The organism is Streptomyces sp. NPDC006332 (genome assembly GCF_040612855.1).
Lineage (GTDB): Bacteria > Actinomycetota > Actinomycetes > Streptomycetales > Streptomycetaceae > Streptomyces.
On the sequence record NZ_JBEXRA010000010.1, the window covers coordinates 141,143 to 166,021 of the forward strand.

19 protein-coding genes are annotated in these 24,879 nt (G+C 69.2%); 6 read left to right on the top strand and 13 right to left on the bottom strand.

The genetic code is table 11. The annotated features are described in order from the left end of the window. Positions 1-40 precede the first annotated feature (40 nt). A complete protein-coding gene (gene dnaE, locus ABZ027_RS12260; protein WP_356767134.1) occupies positions 41-3,580 on the bottom strand; it encodes a DNA polymerase III subunit alpha in 3,540 nt (1,179 codons plus the stop codon). A 276-nt stretch (positions 3,581-3,856) separates the two neighbouring features. Between dnaE and ABZ027_RS12265 the strand changes: the two genes are divergently transcribed. The 4 genes from ABZ027_RS12265 to ABZ027_RS12280 all read left to right on the top strand — a co-directional run bounded on the left by ABZ027_RS12265 (position 3,857) and on the right by ABZ027_RS12280 (position 8,681). Next, positions 3,857-5,197 (top strand): DUF2252 domain-containing protein, encoded by a 1,341-nt coding sequence (locus ABZ027_RS12265; protein WP_356767136.1) that lies wholly within the window; start codon positions 3,857-3,859, stop codon positions 5,195-5,197. Positions 5,198-5,276: 79 nt separating this feature from the next. Beyond that, on the top strand, positions 5,277-5,975 hold the full coding sequence (locus ABZ027_RS12270) for a hypothetical protein (RefSeq protein WP_356767138.1): 699 nt from the start codon (positions 5,277-5,279) through the stop codon (positions 5,973-5,975). A 132-nt stretch (positions 5,976-6,107) separates the two neighbouring features. Then, positions 6,108-6,917 carry a thioredoxin domain-containing protein gene (locus tag ABZ027_RS12275; RefSeq protein WP_356767140.1) on the top strand — a complete coding sequence of 270 codons (810 nt, stop codon included), beginning with the start codon at positions 6,108-6,110 and terminating at the stop codon, positions 6,915-6,917. 93 nt (positions 6,918-7,010) lie between these two features. Continuing rightward, entirely contained in the window at positions 7,011-8,681 is a 1,671-nt protein-coding gene (locus tag ABZ027_RS12280; protein ID WP_356767142.1) for an alkaline phosphatase D family protein, read from the top strand. 32 nt (positions 8,682-8,713) lie between these two features. Here ABZ027_RS12280 and ABZ027_RS12285 read toward each other — a convergent pair whose 3' ends face one another. After that, complete coding sequence (locus ABZ027_RS12285; protein WP_356767144.1) at positions 8,714-9,283, bottom strand: dienelactone hydrolase family protein; 570 nt, start codon at positions 9,281-9,283, stop codon at positions 8,714-8,716. 143 nt (positions 9,284-9,426) lie between these two features. On the opposite strand from ABZ027_RS12285, the gene ABZ027_RS12290 reads away from it, so the two are divergent. Next, positions 9,427-10,566, top strand: a complete 1,140-nt coding sequence (locus ABZ027_RS12290; RefSeq protein WP_356767146.1) for a mechanosensitive ion channel domain-containing protein — start codon at positions 9,427-9,429, stop codon at positions 10,564-10,566. Positions 10,567-10,684: 118 nt separating this feature from the next. Here ABZ027_RS12290 and ABZ027_RS12295 read toward each other — a convergent pair whose 3' ends face one another. The 5 genes from ABZ027_RS12295 to ABZ027_RS12315 all read right to left on the bottom strand — a co-directional run bounded on the left by ABZ027_RS12295 (position 10,685) and on the right by ABZ027_RS12315 (position 15,672). Beyond that, positions 10,685-12,274 (bottom strand): Na+/H+ antiporter, encoded by a 1,590-nt coding sequence (locus ABZ027_RS12295; RefSeq protein WP_356767148.1) that lies wholly within the window; start codon positions 12,272-12,274, stop codon positions 10,685-10,687. A 119-nt stretch (positions 12,275-12,393) separates the two neighbouring features. Continuing rightward, entirely contained in the window at positions 12,394-12,864 is a 471-nt protein-coding gene (locus ABZ027_RS12300; protein WP_356767150.1) for a GNAT family N-acetyltransferase, read from the bottom strand. Then, positions 12,861-13,805 carry an RluA family pseudouridine synthase gene (locus tag ABZ027_RS12305; RefSeq protein ID WP_356767152.1) on the bottom strand — a complete coding sequence of 315 codons (945 nt, stop codon included), beginning with the start codon at positions 13,803-13,805 and terminating at the stop codon, positions 12,861-12,863. The genes ABZ027_RS12300 and ABZ027_RS12305 overlap by 4 nt, the downstream gene beginning before the upstream one ends. Positions 13,806-13,880: 75 nt before the next feature. Next, on the bottom strand, positions 13,881-14,492 hold the full coding sequence (gene lspA / locus ABZ027_RS12310; protein ID WP_356767154.1) for a signal peptidase II: 612 nt from the start codon (positions 14,490-14,492) through the stop codon (positions 13,881-13,883). 70 nt (positions 14,493-14,562) lie between these two features. Continuing rightward, positions 14,563-15,672 carry a TraR/DksA C4-type zinc finger protein gene (locus ABZ027_RS12315; protein ID WP_356767156.1) on the bottom strand — a complete coding sequence of 370 codons (1,110 nt, stop codon included), beginning with the start codon at positions 15,670-15,672 and terminating at the stop codon, positions 14,563-14,565. Positions 15,673-16,271: 599 nt separating this feature from the next. Between ABZ027_RS12315 and ileS the strand changes: the two genes are divergently transcribed. Continuing rightward, on the top strand, positions 16,272-19,409 hold the full coding sequence (gene ileS / locus ABZ027_RS12320) for an isoleucine--tRNA ligase (protein WP_356767158.1): 3,138 nt from the start codon (positions 16,272-16,274) through the stop codon (positions 19,407-19,409). Positions 19,410-19,574: 165 nt separating this feature from the next. Here the strand turns inward: ileS and ABZ027_RS12325 are convergent, their stop codons facing one another. The 6 genes from ABZ027_RS12325 to ftsZ form a co-directional block, all read right to left on the bottom strand. Next, positions 19,575-20,771, bottom strand: coding sequence for a DivIVA domain-containing protein (locus tag ABZ027_RS12325; protein ID WP_356767160.1), 1,197 nt, complete (start codon positions 20,769-20,771; stop codon positions 19,575-19,577). Between the two features lie 52 nt (positions 20,772-20,823). After that, entirely contained in the window at positions 20,824-21,114 is a 291-nt protein-coding gene (locus tag ABZ027_RS12330; protein ID WP_356767162.1) for a YggT family protein, read from the bottom strand. Positions 21,115-21,185: 71 nt separating this feature from the next. Continuing rightward, positions 21,186-21,845 (bottom strand): cell division protein SepF, encoded by a 660-nt coding sequence (gene sepF / locus ABZ027_RS12335; RefSeq protein WP_356767164.1) that lies wholly within the window; start codon positions 21,843-21,845, stop codon positions 21,186-21,188. Between the two features lie 129 nt (positions 21,846-21,974). Next, complete coding sequence (locus ABZ027_RS12340) at positions 21,975-22,694, bottom strand: YggS family pyridoxal phosphate-dependent enzyme (RefSeq protein WP_356767166.1); 720 nt, start codon at positions 22,692-22,694, stop codon at positions 21,975-21,977. Between the two features lie 6 nt (positions 22,695-22,700). Beyond that, a complete protein-coding gene (gene pgeF / locus ABZ027_RS12345; protein ID WP_356767168.1) occupies positions 22,701-23,432 on the bottom strand; it encodes a peptidoglycan editing factor PgeF in 732 nt (243 codons plus the stop codon). Positions 23,433-23,442: 10 nt separating this feature from the next. Then, complete coding sequence (ftsZ, locus tag ABZ027_RS12350) at positions 23,443-24,645, bottom strand: cell division protein FtsZ (protein WP_356767170.1); 1,203 nt, start codon at positions 24,643-24,645, stop codon at positions 23,443-23,445. Positions 24,646-24,879: the final 234 nt, after the last annotated feature.

Sequence of the window (24,879 nt, forward strand, 5' to 3'; positions counted from 1 at the left end):
GAGACCGGATGCGCCCCTCGCGCACGTCGACCGCCTGCTTTCAGCCCGCCAGGCAGGACGGGCCCAACAGCACCTTCAGGTCGCCGAACAACGCCGGGTCGGGCTTGACACGGTGCCGGTCCAGACGCAGCACGGTCGTCTTGCGCGGGCCCTGGAGTTTGATCCGGACCTCGCTCTCGCCCTTGTGGTGCGTGAGGATCTCACCGAGGCGGCTGACCATGGGCGGAGTGACCCGGGTGGCCGGGATGGTGAGGATCACCGGCGCGTTGGTGCCCGCGTTCGACAGGTCCGGCACCTGGAGCTCCATGGCGACCAGGCGCGGCACGTCCTCGCGCTTGTCGAGGCGGCCCTTGACGAACACCACGGCGTCCTCGACGAGTTGGGTCGAGATGAGCTGGTAGGTGGCCGGGAAGAACATGCACTCGATGGAACCGGCCAGGTCCTCCACCGTGGCGATGGCCCAGGCGTTGCCCTGCTTGGTCATCTTGCGCTGGAGGCCGGAGATGATGCCGCCGATGGTGACGACCGCGCCGTCCGCGTGCTCACCTCCGGTGAGCTGGGCGATGCCGGCGTCCGCCTTGTCGGACAGCACGTGCTCCAGACCGAAGAGCGGGTGGTCGGAGACGTACAGGCCGAGCATCTCCCGCTCCTGGGCGAGGAGGTAGGTCTTGTCCCACTCGTCGGTGGTGAACTCCACGTCGAGTCCGAAGCCGGGCTCGCTGGTGTCCTCCTCGCCCATGCCGCCGAAGAGGTCGAACTGCCCCTCGGCCTCCTTGCGCTTGACCGCCACCACGTTGTCGATCATCGGCTCGAAGTGCGCGGTGAGGCCCTTGCGGGTGTGCCCCAGGGTGTCGAACGCGCCCGCCTTGATCAGCGACTCCGTGGTGCGCTTGTTGCACGCGACCGCCTCGACCTTGTCGAGGTAGTCGGGGAAGGAGCTGTACTTGCCCTTGGCCTTACGGCTCTTGATGATCGACTCGACCACGTTCGTGCCGACGTTGCGCACGGCTTCGAGGCCGAAGAGGATCACGTCGTCGCCCTGCGCGGCGAAGTTGTGCAGCGACTCGTTGACGTTCGGCGGGAGCACCTTGATGCCCATGCGCCGGCACTCGTTGAGGTAGACGGCCGACTTGTCCTTGTCGTCCTTGACCGAGGTCAGCAGCGCGGCCATGTACTCGGCGGGATAGTTCGCCTTCAGATACCCGGTCCAGTACGAGACCAGGCCGTACGCGGCGGAGTGCGCCTTGTTGAAGGCGTAGCCGGCGAAGGGGACCAGCACGTCCCACAGGGCCTGGATCGCCTCGTCGCTGTAGCCGTTCTTGCGGGCGCCCTGCTGGAAGAGGACGAAGTTCTTCGCCAGTTCGTCGGGCTTCTTCTTGCCCATCACGCGGCGCAGGATGTCGGCCTCGCCGAGCGAGTAGCCGGCGATGATCTGGGCGGCCTTCTGCACCTGCTCCTGGTAGACGATCAGGCCGTAGGTGACGTCCAGGACCTCCCTGAGGGGCTCTTCGAGCTCCTTGTGGATGGGGGTGATCTCCTGGAGCTTGTTCTTGCGCAGCGCGTAGTTGGTGTGCGAGTCCATGCCCATCGGGCCCGGACGGTAGAGCGCGGAGACGGCGGAGATGTCCTCGAAGTTGTCGGGCTTCATCAGGCGCAGCAGGGAGCGCATGGGGCCGCCGTCGAACTGGAAGACGCCGAGGGTCTCACCGCGCTGGAGCAGTTCGAAGGTCGTCGGGTCGTCGAGCGGCAGATCGAGCAGCTGGAGGTCGATGCCCTTGTTGGACCGCACCATCTTGACGGCGTCGTCCATGATCGTCAGGTTGCGCAGGCCGAGGAAGTCCATCTTCAGCAGGCCGAGCGACTCGCACTGCGGGTAGTCCCACTGCGTGATGGTCACGCCGTCGGTGTGCCGGGTCCACAGAGGGGCGTGGTCGACGATGGGCTCGCTGGACATGATGACGCCGGCGGCGTGCACACCCATCTGCCGGACCAGGCCCTCGACGCCCTTGGCGGTGTCGATGACCTTCTTGACGTCCGGCTCGTTCTCGTACATCGCGCGGATCTCGCCGGCCTCGCTGTAGCGGGGGTGCGAGGGGTCGGTGATGCCGTTGAGGTCGATGCCCTTGCCGAGGACGTCGGCGGGCATCGCTTTGGTGAGGCGGTCGCCCATGGCGTACGGGTAGCCCAGCACGCGCGCGGAGTCCTTGATGGCGTTCTTCGCCTTGATCTTGCCGTACGTGCCGATCATGGCGACCTTGTCGGCGCCGTACTTCTCCGTGACGTACCTGATCACCTCGACGCGCCGACGCTCGTCGAAGTCGATGTCGACGTCGGGCATGGAGACGCGCTCGGGGTTGAGGAACCGCTCGAAGATCAGGCCGTGCGGGATCGGGTCGAGGTCGGTGATGCCCATGGCGTACGCGACGATGGAACCTGCGGCGGAACCACGGCCGGGTCCGACCGCGATGCCCTGGTTCTTGGCCCACATGATGAAGTCGGCGACGACCAGGAAGTACCCCGGGAACCCCATCTGGATGATGACGTCCATCTCGTACTCGACCTGCTTCTGGCGGTCCTCCGGCACGTTGCCGGAGAAGCGGCGCTCCATGCCGCGGCGGACCTCCTCCTTGAACCAGGTGACCTCCGTGTAGCCCTCGGGGATGTCGAACTTCGGCATGAGGTTCTTCGCCTCGAACATGCCGGCGGTGTCGATCTGCTCGGCCACCAGGAGGGTGTTGGCGCAGCCCTCCTGCCAGGCGTCCGAGGAGTCGATGGCGTACATCTCGTCCGTGGACTTCAGGTAGTAGCCGGTGCCGTCGAAGCGGAAGCGGTCCGGGTCGGAGAGGTTCTTGCCGGTCTGGATGCACAGCAGGGCATCGTGCGCGGTCGCCTCGTGCGCGTAGGTGTAGTGCGAGTCGTTGGTGACCAGCGGCGGGATGCCGAGTTTCTTGCCGATCTCCAGGAGGCCGTCGCGGACCCGGTGCTCGATGTCGATGCCGTGGTCCATCAGCTCCAGGAAGTAGCGGTCCTTGCCGAAGATGTCCTGGTACTCGGCGGCGGACTTCAGGGCCTCGTCGAACTGGCCGAGGCGCAGCCGGGTCTGGAGCTCGCCGGAGGGACAGCCGGTGGAGGCGATGAGCCCCTCGGACCACTGGGAGATGGTCTCCTTGTCCATCCGGGGCCACTTCTGCAGCCAGCCCTCCGCGTACGCGTCCGAGGAGAGCTTGAAGAGGTTGTGCAGGCCCGTCGAATTGGCCGCCCAGATCGTCTTGTGGGTGTAACCACCCGAACCGGAGACGTCGTCCCGCTTCTGGTGCGGCTGGCCCCACTGGATCTTGCGCTTGTTGCGGCGGGACTCGGGCGCGACATACGCCTCGATGCCGATGATCGGGGTGACCCCGGACTTCTTCGCGGTGTGGAAGAAGTCGTACGCGCCGTGGAGGTTGCCGTGGTCGGACATGGCGATGTGGGTCATGCCCATTTCCTCGCACGCCTTGAACATGTCCTTGAGCCGCGCGGCACCGTCCAGCAGCGAGTACTGGGTGTGGACGTGCAGGTGCGTGAACGGCGGCTTTGACACGGCTGCGGCCTCCAAGAGAAAAGTGTGGCGCGAAGCGCCTCGTTGAGGGGCGGTGGTCGGGCGACGGGCGGGCAAACGTCGACGGGCGTCCCACCGGCTGCGGGCAGTCCGGGGGACAGCGTCGAAGTCTATGCCTCGACACTGACACCGAGCCGGTTCCCCCGCGTACCTTCATGTGAAGAAGAACGGGCACTCCCGCCGGCCGCCGCACGTTGGTCCGGGCGGGAGGTCCGGTCCCACTCGTCACGCACCATCCGCACCAGGAGGCACCCAGCGATGTCGGTCCCGCAGCTCAACGACGAGCACCGCGGCGAGGAGATCCTCGCCGTCTTCGACACCGCCTTCGGACGGCTGCTGGCCGCCGACCCGGCCGCGTTCCGCGTGAAGTTCCGCAAGATGGCGGCCTCGGCCTTCGCGTTCTACCGGGGCACGGCCGCCCTCTTCTACCACGACCTGACTGCGAACAATCAGTTCGGCTCGAAGCGGGGCGGCCCGTACCTGGACGAGCGCACCTCCCGCGTGTGGATCCACGGCGACCTGCACGCGGAGAACTTCGGCACGTACATGGACGCCAACGGCCGGCTGATCTTCAACGTGAACGACTTCGACGAGGCGTACGTCGGCCCCTTCACCTGGGACCTCAAGCGCTTCTCCGCCTCCATCGCGCTGATCGGGTACGCCAAGGCGCTCGGCGACGACCAGATCACCGAGCTGGTGGAGGTGTACGCGGGCGCGTACCGCGAGCGCATCCACGCCCTGGCCACCGGCGCGAAGAGCGACGAGGTGCCGCCCTTCACCCTGGACACCGCCCAGGGCCCGCTCCTGGACGCGTTGCGTGACGCCCGCTCGCTGACCCGCTTCGGGCTGCTCGACTCGATGACGGAGATCCGTGACTTCGAGCGCCGCTTCGCCCCGGGCGGCGGCTCCATCGAGCTGGACGCGGCCACCCGCTACAAGGTCCTCGCCGCCTTCGACGGCTATCTGGAGACGCTGCCGGCCACGTCACTGGCCCGCCCCGACTCGTACCGCGTGAAGGACGTCGTCGGCCGCCGCGGCATCGGCATCGGCTCGGCGGGCCTGCCCTCGTACAACATCCTGCTGGAGGGCCACAGCGACGCCCTGGAGAACGACGTCGTGATCTACATCAAGCAGGCCCAGACCCCGGCCGTCTCGCGCCACATCACCGACCCGGAGATCCGGGACTACTTCCAGCACGAGGGGCACCGCACGGTGATCTCCCAGCGCGCCCTCCAGGCGCACGCCGACCCGTGGCTCGGCTGGACCGAGCTGGACGGGGCGGGCCAGCTGGTCGCGGAGGTCTCGCCGTACGCCGTGGACCTCGACTGGGGCGACATCGACGACCCCGAGGAGATCGCGGCGGTCGTCGCCGACCTGGGCCGGGCCACCGCCACCATGCACGCGGCGGCGGACGACCAGTCCGGCGAGTCCCTGGTGCCGTTCTCCACCGAGCGCGCCATCGACGCGGCGATCGCCGCCGACGAGGAGGGCTTCGCGGGCCTCCTGGTCGACTTCGCACACGAGTACGGCGCACGCGCGCGGGCCGACCACCAGACCTTCGTGGACCTGTTCCGCAACGGCCGGATTCCGGGTCTGTGACGATCCGCTGTCGGTAGGCCCGCTCACAGGGATCTTTTAAGGGTCCCTTACCGGCCCACGTGACAGACTCGTCTTCGCTATGGACATATCCGGGACTCAGCTCAGAGCCGTACGCGCGGCACTGTTCACGGCACTCGTCGTGACACTCAGCAGCGCGTCGCACGTGCTGCTGTCCCGGGTCCCGCTGCCGCTGAACACGGTGGCCGCGATCGCGGCCGTCGTGTTCGCGGTCGCCTACGCCCTGGCCGGCCGGGAGCGCGGCTTCGGCCGGATCGCGGCCCTGCTGATCCCGCTGGAACTGGCCGCCGACACGGTGTTCACCACCGGCCAGCACGTCTGTTACGGCGCGGCCGGCGGCCCGGTCACCGGCCCCCTGCGCTCCGTCGGCTTCGACGTCCTGTGCGGCGGCGGCACCGGCCTGGGCGCCCCGCTGACCCGGGTGACCGGCAGCGGCACCGACCGGCTCGCGGGGCTGCTCGCCCACGCCGACCCGGCGACCACTTGGCTGCTGCTGGCCGCGCACGTCGGCGTCGGACTCCTCGCCGCCGCCTGGCTGCGCCGCGGCGAGCGGGCGCTGGCCCAGCTGCTGCGGGCGGTGGCCGCGACCACGTTCCGCCCGCTGCTGCTGGCGGTCGCGGCCGTGACGGTACGCACGGCCCCCGCGGCGCTCCCCGCGCGGCACCCCGGCCCGCGTACGACCACCGCGCGCGAGCGGCTCCTCGTGCACTCCCTGGGACGGCGCGGACCGCCGTGCCCGGTCGCGTTCGCCCACGCCTGAGCCCGAGCGGGGCTCGGCCACAGGGCCCTTCTGATGGTCCTGGCACCGAACAGCGGCTGAGCACCAGCCGGACCCCATACGTATCCCGCACACGCCCACGTCGTGTGCGCGTCCCCTACGGAGAACACCACCATGAGCAAGCGGAACAGCCAGGCAGCGAAGACGGCCGCCCGGGAGAGGCTGCGCGCGGAGCGCGAGCGGGAGGCCAAGCGGGCCAAGGTCAAGCGGCAGGCCATCGTCGCCGGTTCGGTCGTCGCCGTGCTGGCGCTGGCCGGCGGCATCGGTTACGCCGTCGTCCAGTCGCAGAAGCCCGGCCACTGGGAGGCCATGAAGGACGCGAAGGTCGTCGCCCCGGCCAACACCACCGGCACCGACGGCACCACCGTGGTCATAGGCAAGAGCAGCGCGAAGAAGACCCTCAAGATCTTCGAGGACCCGCGCTGTCCGATCTGCGCCCAGTTCGAGCAGACCGTCGGCCCGACCGTGAAGAAGGACATCGACGACGGAAAGTTCAAGTTCCAGTACGTCGGCGCCACGTTCATCGACAACAAGGACAACGGCGAGGGTTCCAAGAACGCGCTGAGCGCCCTGGGCGCCGCGCTGAACGTGAGCCCCGAGGCGTTCCTCGAGTACAAGGCCGCGATGTACTCGACGAAGTGGCACCCGGACGAGACGACCGACAAGTTCAAGGACGACGCCTACCTCATCAAGGTCGCGAACACCGTCTCCGCGCTGAAGAACAACACGAAGTTCCAGGACGCGGTCAAGAAGGGCACCTACGACGCCTGGGCGATGGCGATGTCGAAGACCTTCGACGACAACAAGGAAGGCGTGACCGGCACCCCGGGCTTCGTCATGGACGGCAAGCAGCTCAACGACGGCAAGCCTCTGATGACGGTGGCGGACTTCGACAAGGTGGTGGGCGAGGCTCTCAAGGGCTGACACCGGCGGGAACTCCTGCCGCCACGTGAAGAGCGGGCGAACTTTCCGAGTTCGCCCGCTCTCGGCTTATACCGATCAGTAACCTGATCGGTCGTGACCAGTCGATACAGATCATCCGAGAGCGCCGGTTCAGCCAACTCCCTGTCCCCGCGCCGCCGTACGGTCGTCAAGGCCGCAGCCGCCTCCGCGGTGCTGGCCGGTCCGCTCGTCGCCGCCCTGCCCGCGCGGGCCGACGCCGACTCCCCCGCCTTCCTCCACGGTGTCGCCTCCGGTGACCCGCTTCCCGACGGCGTCCTGCTGTGGACCCGGGTGACGCCCACCGCCGAGGCGGTACCGGGCTCCGGGCTCGGCCCGGACACCCCGGTCGACTGGGTGGTCGCCAGGGACAAGGCGATGACCGCCATCGTCGCCAAGGGTTCGGTCACCGCCACCGCGGCCTCCGACCACACCGTGAAGGCCGACGTGCGGGGCCTGGCGCCGGCGACGGACTACTGGTTCCGCTTCTCCGCCGGGGGCACCGACTCCCCCGTCGCCCGCACCCGCACCGCGCCCGCCGCCGACGCCACCGTGGCGAACCTCCGCTTCGGGGTGGTCTCCTGCGCCAACTGGGAGGCCGGCTACTTCTCGTCGTACCGCCATCTCGCGGCCCGCGGCGACCTGGACGCCTGGCTGCACCTGGGCGACTACATCTACGAGTACGGCACCGGCGAGTACGGCACCCGGGACACCGTCGTACGGCCGCACGCACCGTCCCACGAGATCCTCACGCTGGCCGACTACCGCGTCCGGCACGGGCGTTACAAGAGCGACGCCGATCTCCAGGCGCTGCACAGCACCGCGCCCGTGATCGCGATCTGGGACGACCACGAGTTCGCCAACGACGCCTGGTCCGGCGGGGCCGAGAACCACACCGAGGGCGCCGAGGGCACCTGGTCCGCCCGCCAGGCCGCCGCCAAGCAGGCCTACTTCGAGTGGATGCCGGTGCGCACGGCCGTCGCCGGCACCACCTACCGGCGGCTGCGCTTCGGCAGGCTCGCCGACCTCTCGCTGCTGGACCTGCGGTCCTTCCGTTCGCAGCAGGTCGGCGTCGGCAACGGCTCGGTCGACGACCCGGACCGTACGCTCACCGGACGCGCCCAACTCGACTGGCTGAAGGCCGGGCTGAAGGCGTCCGACACCGCCTGGCGGCTGGTCGGCAACTCGGTGATGATCTCGCCGTTCGCCATCGGCTCCCTCTCCGCGGACCTCCTGAAGCCGCTCGCCAAGCTGCTGGGGCTGCCGCAGGAGGGCCTCGGCCTCAACACCGACCAGTGGGACGGCTACACCGACGACCGCCGTGAACTGCTGGCCCACCTGCGCTCGAACGCGATCCGCAACACCGTCTTCCTGACCGGCGACATCCACATGGCGTGGGCCAACGACGTGCCGGTGGACGCCGGCACGTACCCGCTGTCCGCCTCCGCCGCCACGGAGTTCGTGGTCACCTCGGTGACCTCCGACAACCTCGACGACCTGGTGAAGGTCCCCGAGGGCACCGTCTCCGCGATCGCCTCGCCGGTCATCCGCGCCGCCAACCGGCACGTCCACTGGGTCGACACCGACCGCCACGGCTACGGCGTCCTGGACATCACCGCCGACCGGGCGCAGATGGACTACTACGTCCTGTCCGACCGCACGAAGGCCGACGCGACGTCGGCCTGGGCTCGTTCGTACCGCACCCGCACCGGCACCCAGAAGGTGGAGCGCGCCTACGACCCGGTGTAGATCACCGTTCCGGACGCGTCCGGGGGATCCAGCTACAGCGAGTCGAGGAAGCCGAGCGCCACCCGCCAGGTGGCCTCGGCGGCCTCCTCGTCGTAGTCCGGCAGTTCGGGGTCGGTGTACAGGTGGCCCGCTCCGGCATACCGGTAGACCTCGACATCGGCGCCCGTTCTGCGCATCTGGAGATACCAGGCGCTCAGCCAGTCGTCCGTCTCGAAGGGATCCGGCTCGGCCACATGCAGTTGGACGGGCAGCTCGTCCACCTCGGCGTTGGCCGCGATGTCCGACGTGCCGTGCAGAAGGAGCAGACCGCGGGCCTTGTCGTCGCCCAGCGCGAGCGTCTGCGCGATGGAGGCACCGAGTGAGAAACCGGCGTACACGAGCCCCCGCTCCGAGTAGGGCGCGGCGGCCAGTACGGCCCGCTTGAGCAGTTCGTCCTTGCCGATCTCGTCCTTGAAGGTCATGCCCTCCTCGACGGTGTCGAACGTGCGGCCCCCGAAGAGGTCCGGCGTCCACACCTGGTGTCCGGCGGCGCGCAACCGGTCCGCCGCCGCGGCCACGGCAGGTCTCGGACCGTAGGTCGAATGGAAGAGCACGATGTTCATGAGGCCATGGTGCCAGCCGGGTACGACACCGGTGATCCCGCGGCCGATCAGACCGCGGATCCCGCCTCGCGAGCACCGCCCTACCCACATCGCGTCGGAAGTCACATGTTCATGAACGCCCGAGGACGGTTACGTTCGGAGGCATGGAGAACGTACTCCGCCCACTGATCGTGGTCGGCGGCTCGGTTCTGCTCACGCTGTTCATCGGCTGGGCAACCGACCTGCTGCTGCGCAAGGCCGACGAACGACATCACGAGACCCCCCTGTGGGGTCTGCTGCGTCGTGGTCGGATTCCCTACCAGCTCGTACTCTGCGCGGCCCTGTTGAGAGGGTTTTACGACGAGGCGCAGCTGTTGCCGCGGCACCAGGCCGGGATCGGCCGGATCCTCACGCTGGTCCTCATCGGAGCCACCGCCTGGCTGGTGATCCGCATCGCCGCCGCGGTGGTGGAGACGACGTACAGCCGCTACGCGCGCGCCCACCGGGACGCCGCCCGGGTCCGGCGCGTGCGCACCCAGGTGACGTTGATCATGCGCGTGGTGTCCGCGGTGGTCGGTGTGGTGGCGGTCGCCGCGATGCTCCTGACGTTCCCCGCGTTCCGCGCCGCGGGCGCCTCACTGCTGGCCTCCGCCGGAATCCTCGGCATCGTCGCCGGTGTCGCCGCGCAGTCGACGCTCAGCAACCTGTTCGCGGGACTGCAGATCGCGTTCGGCGACATGGTGCGCATCGGTGACACGGTCGTGGTGGACGGCGAGTGGGGCACGGTCGAGGAGATCACCCTGACCTTCCTGACCGTGCGGACCTGGGACGAGCGCCGGATCACGATGCCCGTCTCGTACTTCACCTCCAAGCCGTTCGAGAACTGGTCGCGCGGGACCCCGCAGATGACCGGCATCGTGTACTGGCACCTCGACCACATGGCGCCCATGGACGCGATGCGCGAGAAGCTGCGCGACATCCTGCGCCACTGCCCGGCCTGGGACGGCCGCGCCTACGGCCTGGACGTCACGGACACCACCCCGAACACCATGCAGGTACGGGCTCTGGTGACGGCCAAGGACGCGGACGACATCTGGACGGTACGGGTCAACGTCCGCGAAGGCATGATCCGCTGGCTGTCCGAGGAACACCCGTACGCCCTCCCCCGCGTCAACACGGCCGACGCGGCTGTACCCCGAGGCCGGAGCAACGGCAGCCCGTCCCTCGACGAGGCCACTCCCTCCCGGGACCGCACCAGCTCGCGCCGTCTTCACGAATCACCACGAACCGGACCGGGCCGCTGAACCTGACCCCTCCGCGGCAGCCCCACCACGAACAGACGGAGGCCCGCCGAGCCCGGCGCCGCCATACAGGACGGCGGCGGGCGGTGGGCCCGGGCCACCGGACCGCCGGGCCGAACCCTCACCTCAAGCTGCGCACATCAAGATGCCGCAGCACCCGGTCCACCACCTCCGGATCCGCTCCGGGCTCGTTCCGCGCCGCCAACACCTCGTGCCGCGCCGCGCTCAACATCTCCCCGTGGATCCGGCGCACCCGCTTGAGCCTGCGCACCCGCTGCACATGCGCCTCCCGCCGCTCCTCCTCCCCCAGGTCCGGACTGATCCGCACGCCGATCTCGAAGGCCCGCCGCACCATCTGCTCGGACAGCTCCTCCGGCAGATCCTCCACCGTCTCGATCTCCCGGAGCCTCTGCTTCGCCGCCTTCGCCGCCCGAACCGCCAACGCCTTCTCGAACTGCTTCTCCCGATCCGTGTCCGCGCGCACCCCCAGCCGCTTCACGAGCCACGGCAACGTCAACCCCTGAAGCACCAGCGTCGCCATGATCACCCCGAACGCGATGAACACGATCTCGTCCCGGTTCGGGAACGGCGCACCCTCGTCCGTCTTCAGCGGAATCGCCAGCGCCAACGCCACCGAGGCCACGCCCCGCATCCCCGACCACCACATCACGACGGTCTCCCGCCAGCCCACCGGGATCTCCTCGTCGTGGTCGTCACGCCGCGCGTGCAACCGCTTGGTCAGCCACGTCGCCGGCAGCAGCCACAACAGCCGTACGAGCACGACGACGCCCACGATCGCCACCGCCCACCCGAGCATCTCCCCCCACCGGCCGGACGCCGTCCTGATCGCGTTGTGCAGCTCAAGGCCGATCAGTCCGAACGCCACCCCCGTGACCAGCGTGTCGACGATGTCCCAGAAGGTGTGCCCGGCCAGCCGGGTCAGCACGTCGTCGGCGTCGGTGGCGTACTCGGCGAGGAACAACGCGGTGGTGAGCACGGCGAGCACCCCGGACCCGTGGAACTCCTCCGCCAGCACGTACGAGACGTACGGCACCAGCAGCGTGAGCCCGATCTGCAGGGTGGCGTCGTCGAGCAGGTCCATCAACTTGTTGGCGCCCCAGCCCAGCGCCAGCCCGACCGCGACCGCGACGACGGCGGACAGCACCAGGTCGAGCCCGGCCTTCCACGGCGAGAACGCCCCGCTGATGGCCGCCGCGATCGCCACGTGGTACAGCACGATGGCCGTGACGTCGTTGAAGAGCCCCTCGCCCTCCAGAATGGACACCAGCCGACGCGGCAGCCCGAGTTGCCCGGCGACGGCGGTCGCGGCGACCGGGTCGGGCGGCGCCACCAGCGCGCCCAGCGCCACCGCGGCGGCGATCGGCAGCCCGGGCACGATCGCGCTCGCGACGACGGCCACGGTCAGCGTGGTGACGAAGACCAACGCCACGGCCAGCAGGAGGATGGGTCGTATGTTGGCCGTGAACTGCCGCCATGACGTGCGTCTCACGGCGGCGTAGAGCAATGACGGCAGCAGCGCGGGCAGGATGAGATCCGGCGGGATGTTGACGTTCGGCACGAAGTCGAGCAGGGCGAGGACTATCCCGAGGAGTGTCATCAGCACGGGCGCCGGCAACCCGAACCGCTCTCCCACCGGGACGCTCACCACGGCCCCGAGCAACAGTATGAACAACAGGGCCAACTGATCCACGGTCAGTGCTCCGGGAGGTCTCGACGTTCACACAGCGGACCTCAAGCCTGCCACGCCCCCGTGCTCACCTGCCCTTCCGTACCTCTCTGGTCACAGAAGTACCTGCCCGAAGCCCCTGGTCACAGAACGCGGCGCATGGCCCGGTGCGGGATCCCCGCGTCCGGGAACTCCGGGCCGTAGGCCACGTATCCCAGCCGCTCGTAGAACCCCGTGGCCTGGGTCTGCGCGTGCAGGTCCACAGCGGTGAGTCCCCGCGCGCGGGCCGCTTCCTCGATGGCCCCGACCAGCGCCGCCCCGACCCCGAGCCCCCGCGCGTCCTTCGTCACCGCGAGCCGCCCGAGCGACCCCACGGACAGATCTCCGCCGGTCTTCGCCGCGGCCGTCTCGCCGTGCAGCAGCCGCCCGGTGCCGAGCGGTACGCCGTCCTCCCGGATCGCCAGGACATGCACGGCGTCGGCGTCGTACGCGTCGTACTCGATGTCCTCGGGGACCCCCTGCTCGCCCACGAAGACCTCCTTGCGCACCCTGAAGCAGGCCTCCCGGTCGGCGGGGTCCTGAGCGACACGCAGCGCGTACGACGTCGGGCTCACGCGTAGGTCTCCTCGCGGACCTGGTCCAGGGCCTGCTGCAGGTCGTCCGGGTAGCCGCACTCGAACTCCACCCACCGCCCGTCCCCGGGGTGCTCGAAGCCGAGCCGGACCGCGTGCAGCCACTGACGGGTCAGCCGCAGCCGCTTGGCGAGCGTGGGGTCGGCGCCGTACGTCAGGTCGCCGACGCAGGGATGGCGGTGGGCGGCCATGTGCACGCGGATCTGGTGGGTGCGCCCGGTCTCCAGCTTCACGTCGAGCAGGGAGGCGGCGCGGAACGCCTCGATGAGGTCGTAGTGCGTGACCGACGCCTTCCCTTCCGCGGTGACCGCCCACTTGTAGTCGTGCTGGGGGTGGCGGCCGATGGGCGCGTCGATGGTGCCGCTGGTCGGGTCGGGGTGGCCCTGGACGAGCGTGTGGTACCGCTTGTCGACCGTGCGCTCCTTGAACTGGCGCTTGAGCGAGGTGTACGCGTACTCCGACTTGGCCACGACCATCAGGCCGGAGGTGCCCACGTCCAGTCGGTGCACGATGCCCTGACGCTCGGCGGCGCCCGAGGTGGAGATGCGGTACCCGGCGGCCGCGAGCCCGCCGATCACGGTCGGCCCGGTCCAGCCCGGCGAGGGGTGCGCGGCGACACCGACCGGCTTGACGATCACGACCACGTCCTCGTCGTCGTGCACGATCTCCATGCCCTCGACCGGTTCGGCGACGATCTGCACGGGCGCGGGCGCCTGCGGCATCTCGACCTCCAGCCAGGCCCCTCCGTGCACCCGCTCGGACTTCCCGACCACCGACCCGTCGACCATGACCTTCCCCGCGGCGGCGAGTTCGGCCGCCTTCGTCCGGGAGAAGCCGAACATGCGGGAGATGGCGGCGTCGACGCGCTCGCCCTCCAGGCCGTCGGGCACGGGCAGGGTACGGATCTCGGGAATGGTGCTCACCCGTCGAGTATGCCGGACGGGCCGGACCGCCCCGTACGGAGCCTGTGGACAACTCCTCCCCACAGGTCCGGCGGGTCAGTCCTTGTGGACGGTGCCGTCCGGGTCGAGCCCCCTGAACGACAGCAGCACGATCAGGATGCCGCCGCACACGATCGCCGAGTCGGCGAGGTTGAAGACCGCGAAGTGCTTGGGCGCGATGAAGTCGACGACCGCGCCCTCGAACACGCCCGGCGAACGGAAGATCCGGTCGGTGAGGTTGCCGAGCGCGCCACCGAGCAGCAGACCGAGCGCGATCGCCCAGGGCAGGCTGTAGAGCTTGCGGGCGAGCCGGGCGATGACCAGGATCACGGTCGCCGCGATCATCGTGAAGATCACGGTGAAGGCCTCACCGAAACCGAAGGCCGCGCCCGCGTTGCGGATGGCCTCGAACCGCAGCCACTCCCCGACGATCTCGATCGGCGCGTGGTGCTCCAGCTTGGCGACCACGATCATCTTGCTGATCAGGTCGAGGGCGTAGGCGAACGCCGCGACCGCGAACAGGACGAGGATCCGCCGCTTGCCCCTGGGTCGCGCGCCCGCGTCCTGCTGCCCCGCCGAACCGGAATCCGGACCGGACGACTGGTCCGGCTCGGCCCCAGCCCCCTCCGGGGATTCCGGCGTACCGATGATCCGCTCCGCCTCTGCCACGTGAGTCCCTCAACCTAGGTACCTGACTGAGGACGAGAGTACGGCACGCCCACCGGCACCCGGGTACTGGTCAGTACCGGCGTTCCTGCTTCTGCTTGCACTCGACGCACAGGGTGGCCCGCGGGAATGCCTGCATCCGGGCCTTGCCGATGGGGTCGCCGCAGTTCTCGCACAGGCCGTAGGTACCCGCGTCGAGCCGCCCGAGGGCGCGCTCGGTCTGGACGAGCATCTCGCGCGCGTTGGCGGCGAGGGCAAGCTCGTGCTCGCGCGTGATGTTCTTCGTACCGGTGTCCGCCTGGTCGTCGCCGGCGCCGTCCCCGGAGTCCCGCATCAGGCCCACCAGGGACTCCTCGGAGGCGGTGATCTCGTTGCTGAGTCTCGTCGCCTCCGACTGCAGTTCGGCGCGGGCCTCCGCGACCTCGTCCGGGGTCCAGGGGTCCTCACCGGGACGCACCGCGAGCTCACCGGGCTCGGCGGCGACGCGCAGGCGCGCCTTGGGTACGGCGGTCTTCGCCGCCGTGGTCTTCTTCGCAACCACTGTCGTGGCTCCCGTCTGCTCCGCGGCCTGGGCCGCGCCCGCCTTCTTGGACGTGCTCTTCCTGGCCGCAGTCGTCTTGGCTGCGCCCGTCTTCTGGGCGCTCTTCGAAGCAGCGCGTTTCGCCCCCGTCGCGGAAGCGCCCTTCTTGGTCACGCCCTCCTTGGTCGCACCCTTCCCAGACGCACCCCGCTTGGTCGCCCCCCTCGCAGAAGCCGACTCCGTGGAAGCACCCTTCCCAGATCCACCCCCTTGGGAAGCACCCTTCCCGGTAACAGCCCCCTTCGAAGCCGTAGCCGCCTTCCCGGAGGCAGCCTTCCCGGAGGCAGCCCTCCCGGAGGTCTTCTTCCCCGAGGCCGCTTTCCGAGAGGCCGCCTTCCCCGAGCCCTGCTTCCCGGCGGCCTTCCCCGCGGCCTTCCCGGCGGCAGCCCTCTTCCCAGGAGCCCGCTCCACCGCTGCCGCCTTCTCCCCCGTGCCGCCCACGGTCGGACCCGCCGCCGTCGGCATCGTCCTCACGGCCTTGACGTCCCCCTCGGCCGCGCCCCGCCGCACGCTCTTCTTGCCCCCGACGTCCTTGGCCGCACCGCCTGGGGCGCCCGGTGACCCGGGCGCCGACTGCTGTACGGCGGTCTTCTTCGCCACCATGGCCGCGGCCCCTTCACATACTGTGATCTTGCACGCGAATCGTGCTGGGACGATAAATCGACTTCAGCCCCGCGGCAACGGGGCATACCGTACGATTCACCACCTCGCGGAAGTCGTGCGGCAAACCTGCATGCGTTGTGCCCAGCTCTCCGCCGGGTAATCCGCCAGGTTGACCGTCCCGGGTTCCGAACGGACGCACCTCGCCATTCGGGTCACCCAGGGCGCCGCCAGGCCCCGCCCGGCGGCACCGGAAAACCGGTCGGCCGCTGTCCTTCCGGCGCCGTACACTGGGCGGAGCGAAAAGCATGGATGGGGACGAGTAGCGGCGTACGCAGCCCAGAGCGACCCGGGGACGGTGGAAGCCCGGGGGCGAGCGCGACGTGAAGATCACCCCGGAGCGCCGGAAGAAAGCCGCACGGACGCACCAGCGGCGAGTAGAACCGGCATCGCGACCCCAATGAGGGGGCTCACCGGCGTGCACTGCACACCGGAGGGCCAAGGAGGGTGGTACCGCGGGAGCGCGCCGAAAGCGGCGCAGGAAGACACAGCTCTCGTCCCTCCGGACGGAAGGCAGCAAGTCCGCCGGAGGAAGCCCGCTGATGACAACGCCGACGTACCGCCAGGTACCCGCCCAGGTCGACCTGCCCGCGCTCGAGCACGCGGTGCTCGATTTCTGGCGCGAGCAGAAGATCTTCGCCAAGAGCCTGGAGCAGTCCGAGGGCCGCCCCGAGTGGGTGTTCTACGAGGGCCCGCCCACCGCCAACGGCATGCCGGGCGCCCACCACATCGAGGCCCGCGTCTTCAAGGACGTCTTCCCCCGCTTCCGCACCATGCGCGGCTACCACGTGGCCCGCAAGGCCGGCTGGGACTGCCACGGCCTGCCCGTCGAGCTGGCCGTGGAGAAGGAGCTCGGCTTCAGCGGCAAGCAGGACATCGAGGCGTACGGCATCGCCGAGTTCAACGCCAAGTGCCGCGAGTCCGTGACCCGGCACACCGACGCGTTCGCCGACCTGACGACCCGCATGGGCTTCTGGACCGACCTCGACGGCGCCTACCGCACGATGGACCCGGCGTACATCGAGTCGGTCTGGTGGTCGCTCAAGGAGATCCACGGCAAGGGCCTGCTGGTCCAGGACCACCGCGTCGCCCCCTGGTGCCCGCGCTGCGGCACCGGCCTGTCGGACCACGAGCTGGCGCAGGGCTACGAGACGGTCGTGGACCCGTCCGTGTACGTCCGCTTCCCGCTCACCTCCGGCCCCCTCGCCGGCCAGGCCGCACTCCTGGTCTGGACGACGACCCCCTGGACGCTGGTCTCCAACACGGCCGTCGCCGCGCACCCCGAGGTCACCTACGTCGTCGCGACCAACGGCGAGGAGAAGCTCGTCGTCGCCGAGCCGCTCGTCGAGAAGTCGCTCGGCGAGGGCTGGGAGACCACGGGCCAGACCTTCACCGGCGCCGAGATGGAGCGCTGGTCCTACCAACGTCCGTTCGAGCTCGTCGAGTTCCCCGAGGCGGCCCACTTCGTGGTGAACGCCGAGTACGTCACCACCGAGGACGGTACCGGCCTGGTCCACCAGTCCCCCGCCTTCGGTGAGGACGACCTCAAGGTCTGCCGCGCCTACGGCCTTCCGGTCGTGAACCCGGTCCGGCCGGACGGCACCTTCGAGGAGGACGTCCCGCTGGTCGGTGGCGTCTTCTTCAAGAAGGCGGACGAACGGCTCACCGAGGACCTCCAGCAGCGCGGCCTGCTCTTCAAGCACATCCCGTACGAGCACAGCTACCCGCACTGCTGGCGCTGCCACACCGCGCTCCTCTACTACGCGCAGCCGTCCTGGTACATCCGCACCACCGCCGTCAAGGACCGTCTGCTCCAGGAGAACGAGAACACCAACTGGTTCCCGGACACGGTCAAGCACGGCCGGTACGGCGACTGGCTGAACAACAACATCGACTGGGCGCTGTCCCGCAACCGCTACTGGGGTACCCCGCTGCCGATCTGGCGCTGCGAGGACGACCACCTCACCGTCGTCGGATCCCGCGCGGAGCTCACCGAGCTGACGGGCACCGACCAGTCCGGCCTGGACCCGCACCGCCCGTACATCGACGACGTCACCTTCGCCTGCCCGCAGTGCGAGAAGACCGCCACCCGCGTGCCGGAGGTCATCGACGCCTGGTACGACTCGGGTTCGATGCCGTTCGCCCAGTGGGGCTACCCGCACAAGAACAAGGAACTGTTCGAGGCGCGCTACCCGGCGCAGTTCATCTCCGAGGCCATCGACCAGACCCGCGGCTGGTTCTACACGCTGATGGCGGTCGGCACCCTGGTCTTCGACAAGTCGTCGTACGAGAACGTGGTCTGCCTGGGCCACATCCTCGCCGAGGACGGACGCAAGATGTCCAAGCACCTCGGCAACACCCTCGAGCCGATCCCGCTGATGGACCGGCACGGCGCGGACGCGGTCCGCTGGTTCATGGCGGCCGGCGGCTCCCCGTGGGCGGCCCGCCGGGTCGGCCACGGCACGATCCAGGAGGTCGTCCGCAAGACGCTCCTGACGTACTGGAACACCGTCGCCTTCCAGGCCCTGTACGCGCGCACGTCCGACTGGGCGCCCAGCGAGGCGGACCCGGCCCCGGCGGACCGCCCGCTGCTGGATCGCTGGCTGCTGTCCGAACTGCACGCCCTCACCGACCAGGTCACCCAGTCCCTGGAGGCCTACGACACCCAGCGCGCCGGCAAGCTGCTCTCGGCGTTCGTCGACGACCTGTCCAACTGGTACGTACGCCGCTCCCGTCGCCGCTTCTGGCAGGGCGACAAGGCGGCGCTGCGCACGCTGCACGAGGTCGTGGAGACGGTCACCAGGCTGATGGCCCCGCTGACCCCGTTCATCACCGAGCGGGTCTGGCAGGACCTGGTGGTCCCGGTCACCCCGGGAGCCGTTGAGTCGGTACACCTGACGGCGTGGCCGGAGGCGGACCTCACCGCGATCGACCCGGAGCTGTCCCAGCAGATGCTCCTGGTGCGTCGACTGGTGGAGCTCGGCCGTGCCACCCGCGCGGAGTCGGGCGTCAAGACGCGCCAGCCGCTGCGGCGGGCGCTGATCGCGGCGACGGGCTTCGGCGCCCTGAACCCGGAGCTGCACACGCAGATCACGGAGGAGCTGAACGTCGAGACGCTGGCGTCGCTGAGCGAGGTCGGCGGCAGCCTGGTCGACACGACCGCCAAGGCCAACTTCCGGGCCCTGGGCAAGCGGTTCGGCAAGCGCGTCCAGGACGTGGCGAAGGCCATCGCGAACACGGACGCGGCGGCACTGTCGCTGGCGCTGCGCGCCGGCACCGCGTCGGTGGAGGTCGACGGCGAGACGGTCACCCTGGCTCCCGACGAGGTGATCATCACCGAGACCCCGCGCGAGGGCTGGTCGGTGGCATCCGACTCGGGTGCGACGGTGGCCCTGGACCTGGAGATCACGGAGGAACTCCGGCAGGCGGGCCTGGCCCGTGACGCGATCCGCCTGATCCAGGAGGCCCGCAAGAACAGCGGCCTGGATGTCGCCGACCGTATCGCCCTGCGCTGGACGGCGACGGACCCGGCGGTGATCGCGGCCCTGACCGAGCACGCCGGCCTGATCGCCGACGAGGTTCTCGGCACGGACTTCGCCCAGGGCGAGGCGGACGACACCTACGGCACTCCGTTCACGGACGAGGGCCTGACACTGACGTTCCGCCTGCGCAAGGCGTAGATCGAACCCGCGACGGCCCGGTCTCCCGTTCGGGAGGCCGGGCCCTCGTGCGTGGCACCACCGTCAGACGCGCAAAGAGCGGGGCCCCGGATCGAAATCCGGGGCCCCGCTCTGAACGCTCCCGACATCTACGTCGTACTACCAACCGTCAGTTGTCCACCAACATCAGTTGTCGTCCTCGTCGATCAGGAAGCCACGCATCGGCGAGGGAGCCTGGCCCATCGACGACGGGCCCTGCGGCCGCACCGGCGCCATCGGCTGAGTCATCGCCGGGGACATCTGCTGCTGACCGCCGTAGGACGGAGGAGCAGGAGACGGTCCGCCGCCCATCGTCTGGTTGCCGCCGTACGACGGCGCGCTCGCACCGGCCGGAGCCATCGACGGCGCCGGGGACGGCGGCAGCGACGCGGCAGCCGGAGCACGCGGCGGGGCCAGCGAGTCGTCGGCCTGGGTCTCCAGCTGACGCAGCTGCGACTCCAGGTACGACTTCAGACGCGTGCGGTACTCGCGCTCGAAGCCACGCAGGTCCTCGACCTTGCGCTCCAGCGTGGCGCGGGCGGACTCCAGGGAGCCCATCGCGACGCGGTGCTTCTCCTGCGCGTCCCGCTCCAGGGCGTCGGCCTTGGCACGGGCGTCACGCTCAAGACCCTCGGCACGCGAACGCGCCTCGCCGACGATCTTGTTGGCCTCGGAGCGGGCCTCGGCGATCGCCTGGTCGGCGGTCTGCTGGGCCAGCGAGAGGACACGGGCGGCGCTGTCGCCACCGGGGCCCTGACCGGGGCCACCCATCGGGCCGCCCATGGGGCCACCCATCGGTCCGCCCATCTGCTGCTGCATGGGGGGCTGGCCACCCATCGGACCCTGACCCATGGGGCCCTGACCCATCGGACCCTGACCCATCGGACCGGGACCCTGCGGGCCGCCCTGGCCACCGCCGGAACCGGCGGGCAGCTGCGGTGCACCGCTCGGCAGCTGGGGCGGGCCACCCATGGGGCCACCCATCTGCTGCTGCGGCGGGCCCGATATGCCGGCCGGGACCGGAGCGCCGGGACCTCGCATGCCCTGCTGCGGCATTCCTTGCTGCGGCATTCCCTGCTGAGGCGGCATGCCCTGTTGCTGTTGTTGCTGCTGCTGCTGCTCCTGCGGCGGTTCCGGAGGCTTGCGCATGTTCTGCTGGTTCTGGGCAGCAGCTCGCGTGGCCGCGGCCAACTTCGCGCGCAGGTCCTCGTTCTCGCGGAGCAGTCGGGTCAGTTCGGCTTCAACCTCGTCGAGGAAGGCATCGACCTCGTCCTCGTCATAGCCTTCTCGGAGGCGGACGGTCGTGAACTGCTTGTTCCGCACGTCCTCGGGGGTCAACGGCATCTCTTCACCTCAACGTAGTCATCGGCAGTCGGCAAGACCGTATCGTCCACAGTCACCTCGCGAGATTGCCCACGACGGAGATCAGGATGTAGACGATGATCATCAGGACGAAGAAGGACAGGTCAAGCGCCACGCCCCCGAGACGCAACGGCGGGATGACCCGCCGCAGGAGCTTGAGCGGTGGATCAGTGACAGTGTAAGTGGCCTCCAGAACGACCACCATCGGCTTGCCGGGTTGCCACGAGCGGGCGAACTGGAAGACGTAGTCCATGACCAACCGGAAGATGAGCACGATCAGGAAGCACATCAGCGCGACGTAGATGACCTGCAGGACCACGCTCATTGCTGGTGTTTCCCTCTCCCCTGTTCCGTGCTGCCGGGTACTGCTTGTACTGCCGTTTCCGGTCGTGCGCCTCAGCTCTGGTTGAAGAACCCGCCCTCTGCGATGCGGGCCTTGTCCTCCGCCGTGACATCGACGTTAGCAGGCGACAACAGGAACACCTTCTGCGTCACCCGTTCGATGCTGCCGTGAAGACCAAACACCAAACCGGCCGCAAAGTCGACAAGTCGCTTCGCGTCCGTGTCATCCATCTCGGTCAGATTCATGATCACCGGGGTGCCTTCACGGAAGTGTTCCCCGATGGTACGGGCCTCGTTGTAGGTTCGAGGGTGAAGTGTGGTGATCCGGTAAGGCTCTCGTTCCGACACGACCTTGGGCATGATCACCGGTGCGTTCTTCTCCAGACTTGCGCGTTCTTGTGTGATGGATGCCACGGGCGCGATGCGCGCCGGGCGCCCGGATTCCGCGGCTAGCGAAGCGGGTCGGGGCACCGGCTCACGCGGCACCGAAGGCTGTACCACTCGTACCGGTTCATCCCTTTCAGGCTGAAGCGCCTGGTGGGGCTGGTGCGAACCGTGCGACTGGTGTGACGGCTCATGCCGTCGACGGTCCCGCTCGGGCTCCGGGTCCAGTTCGGGTTCGAAGTCGTCATCGGGGTCAAATCCGCGACCGTCGTACCCATCGTCCTCCACGAGGCCGAGGTAGACCGCCATCTTGCGCATCGCGCCGGCCATGCTCTGAGTCCTCCGCTCTGTGGTGGATCGACTGACTACTGCCAAGTGCCCGCGATCCACGAGGTCGTTATGCCCGCTTTCCAGCGGTAATGACCATATTTTCTGCTGTGGTCCGACTTCCTGGCGACGTTACCCGAGCCTGGGGCGGACTCCGAGTACCGAGGTGCCAACGCGTACATGTGTCGCTCCGGCCATCACGGCCTCTTCGAGATCCGCACTCATCCCTGCCGAGACCATGGTGGCAGCCGGATGGGCTCGGCGCAGGTCAGTCGACAAATACATCAACCGCTCGAATGCCGCCTGTTGACGCCCCGCAAACTCCCCGGTGAGCGGCGCGACGGTCATCAGTCCGTCGAGCCGCAGACCCGGGGCCCCGGCGAGGAGGTCGGCCAACTCCGCGATCCCGCCCGGCGCCACACCACCTCGCTCCCCTCGCTCGTTCTCACCCGCGTCGAGGGCGACCTGGATCAGACAGCCCACCTCGCGCCCGGCCCGTACGGCTTCCTTGGACAGGGCCGTCACCAGCTTGGAACGATCGACGGACTGCACAAGATCCGCGTAACCGACCACGGATCGCACTTTGTTGGTTTGCAACTGTCCGACGAAATGCCAGGAAAGCGGCAGATCGGTACATGCGGCAGCCTTGGGCGCCGCGTCCTGGTCACGGTTCTCGGCCACGTGCCGCACGCCGAGTTCCGACAGCATCCGCACGTCGCTCGCGGGATACGTCTTGGTGACCACGATCAGGGTCACCTCCGCGCGCTCCCGCCCGGCGGCCGCGCACGCGGCGGCGATGCGCTCCTCCACATTCGCCAGATTCGCGGCGAGTTCGTCCTTACGTTCCCTCATGCACCATCAGTCCAGCCAGACATAGCTCGCGAGCCGTCCCGTGGTCCGGTCGCGGCGATACGAGAAGTGGTCCCCCGACTCCAGCGTGCACACCGGCGACTGCACCCGGTCGCGCACCCCGAGCCGTTCGAGTTGCGCGTGCACTCCGGCGGTCACGTCCACCGCCGGTGTGCCCCAGCTCGTCTCCGCGTGCGCCGCCGGTTCGACGGCGGCCACCTCGGCCCGCATCTCCTCGGGCACTTCGTAGCACCGGCCACAGACCGCGGGTCCGGTGCGGGCGACGATCCGGGACGGTTCGGCGCCGATGTCGATCATGGCCCGGACGGCCGCCGGGACGACGCCGGCGACCATCCCGGGCCGACCCGCGTGGACGGCGGCGGCCACCTGGGCGACCGGGTCGGCGAGCAGGACGGGTGTGCAGTCGGCCGTGAGTACGGCGAGGGCCACTCCGCGCCGGGCGGTGACGACCGCGTCGACCGTGGGGACCGCTGAAGCGGAGCTGACGGGTCCGTCGACCACCAGGACGTCCGCCCCGTGCACCTGGTTCATCCAGACCACCTGGGCCGGGTCGAGGCCGAGGGACTTGGCGGCCAGGTCACGGTTGGTCCGCACGGCGTCGAGGTCGTCGCCGACCGCCGGGCCGAGGTTGAGCTCCTCGTACGGAACGGCGCTCACCCCGCCCCACCTGTCGGTGAAGGCGAAGTGCGCGCCGCTCACGGTGTCGCGCTGTCTTATCACGTCAGGATGATCACTTGAGGAAGTCCGGTACGTCCAGTTCCTCGGCCGCGCTGTCCGTGTAGGAGCGGGACGGCGGAACCGGCGGGGAGACCTGGATGTCGGCCACGGGCTCCGGAACGGGCTCCTCCTCCTTCGGCGTGACGCTGCCGAGCGAGCCGAAGCTCGGACGGCTCTCCTGCCGGACCGGAGTGGCCTCGTCGCGGCGGGCCGGGGCCGACGAGGAGGACGACGCCGAGCCGAGGACGTTCTCCCGGCGGGCCGGCGGCTGGCCGCCGTCGAAGCCGGCCGCGATCACGGTGACCCGCACCTCGTCGCCGAGAGCGTCGTCGATGACCGCGCCGAAGATGATGTTGGCCTCGGGGTGGGCCGCTTCGCTGACCAGCTGGGCGGCCTCGTTGATCTCGAAGAGACCGAGGTCGCTGCCGCCGGAGATGGACAGCAGCACGCCCCTGGCGCCGTCGATGGAGGCTTCCAGCAGCGGCGAGGAGATCGCCATCTCGGCAGCCGCCACCGCGCGGTCGTCGCCGCGGGCCGAGCCGATGCCCATGAGGGCCGAACCGGCCTCGGACATGACCGACTTCACGTCGGCGAAGTCGAGGTTGATCAGGCCGGGGGTGGTGATGAGGTCAGTGATGCCCTGAACACCGGAGAGCAGGACCTGGTCCGCCGACTTGAACGCGTCGAGGACGGAGACCTGGCGGTCCGAGATGGACAGCAGCCGGTCGTTCGGGATGACGATGAGGGTGTCGACCTCTTCGCGGAGTTCGGCGATGCCGTCCTCGGCCTGGTTCGCGCGGCGCCGTCCCTCGAAGGTGAACGGGCGCGTGACCACGCCGATGGTGAGGGCGCCGAGCGTGCGGGCGATGTTGGCCACGACGGGCGCGCCGCCGGTGCCTGTGCCACCGCCTTCACCGGCCGTCACGAAGACCATGTCGGCCCCCTTGAGGACCTCCTCGATCTCCTCACGGTGATCCTCGGCGGCCTTGCGGCCGACGGCCGGGTTGGCTCCGGCGCCGAGTCCTCGGGTGAGTTCACGGCCGACGTCGAGCTTGACGTCGGCGTCGCTCATCAACAGCGCCTGCGCGTCGGTGTTGATGGCGATGAACTCAACACCCTTGAGACCGACTTCGATCATCCGGTTGATGGCATTGACACCACCGCCGCCGACACCGATGACCTTGATGACTGCGAGGTAGTTCTGCGGTGCTGCCACGTCGAAGGCCTCTCGCCTCGAATTACGTTGTCGCCGCCTCACGGGTGTGAACCCGTGGTCCGACGACAGATGCCGAATGGGACGGTCCATAACGCCGACCCGAACCCTAACGCTGAAGTTTAGGGTTACCAGTGTGTCTGTTCCCTGGAGTCTTCTGAACAGGACACTAAGTCGACAAGTGGCGCGCGTTCAACGAACACGCCGAACCTCCCGTTTTTCTTTTCACCCTATGTG

What these genes read in the sequence shown, in the direction of transcription:
- ABZ027_RS12265 (WP_356767136.1), top strand. Translation starts at nt 3,857, where the DNA reads ATGTCGGTCCCGCAGCTCAACGACGAGCACCGCGGCGAGGAGATCCTC.
- ABZ027_RS12270 (WP_356767138.1), top strand. Translation starts at nt 5,277, where the DNA reads ATGGACATATCCGGGACTCAGCTCAGAGCCGTACGCGCGGCACTGTTC.
- ABZ027_RS12275 (WP_356767140.1), top strand. Translation starts at nt 6,108, where the DNA reads ATGAGCAAGCGGAACAGCCAGGCAGCGAAGACGGCCGCCCGGGAGAGG.
- ABZ027_RS12285 (WP_356767144.1), bottom strand. Translation starts at nt 9,283, where the DNA reads ATGAACATCGTGCTCTTCCATTCGACCTACGGTCCGAGACCTGCCGTG.
- ABZ027_RS12290 (WP_356767146.1), top strand. Translation starts at nt 9,427, where the DNA reads ATGGAGAACGTACTCCGCCCACTGATCGTGGTCGGCGGCTCGGTTCTG.
- ABZ027_RS12315 (WP_356767156.1), bottom strand. Translation starts at nt 15,672, where the DNA reads ATGGTGGCGAAGAAGACCGCCGTACAGCAGTCGGCGCCCGGGTCACCG.
- ileS (WP_356767158.1), top strand. Translation starts at nt 16,272, where the DNA reads ATGACAACGCCGACGTACCGCCAGGTACCCGCCCAGGTCGACCTGCCC.
- ABZ027_RS12325 (WP_356767160.1), bottom strand. Translation starts at nt 20,771, where the DNA reads ATGCCGTTGACCCCCGAGGACGTGCGGAACAAGCAGTTCACGACCGTC.
- ABZ027_RS12330 (WP_356767162.1), bottom strand. Translation starts at nt 21,114, where the DNA reads ATGAGCGTGGTCCTGCAGGTCATCTACGTCGCGCTGATGTGCTTCCTG.
- sepF (WP_356767164.1), bottom strand. Translation starts at nt 21,845, where the DNA reads ATGGCCGGCGCGATGCGCAAGATGGCGGTCTACCTCGGCCTCGTGGAG.
- ABZ027_RS12340 (WP_356767166.1), bottom strand. Translation starts at nt 22,694, where the DNA reads ATGAGGGAACGTAAGGACGAACTCGCCGCGAATCTGGCGAATGTGGAG.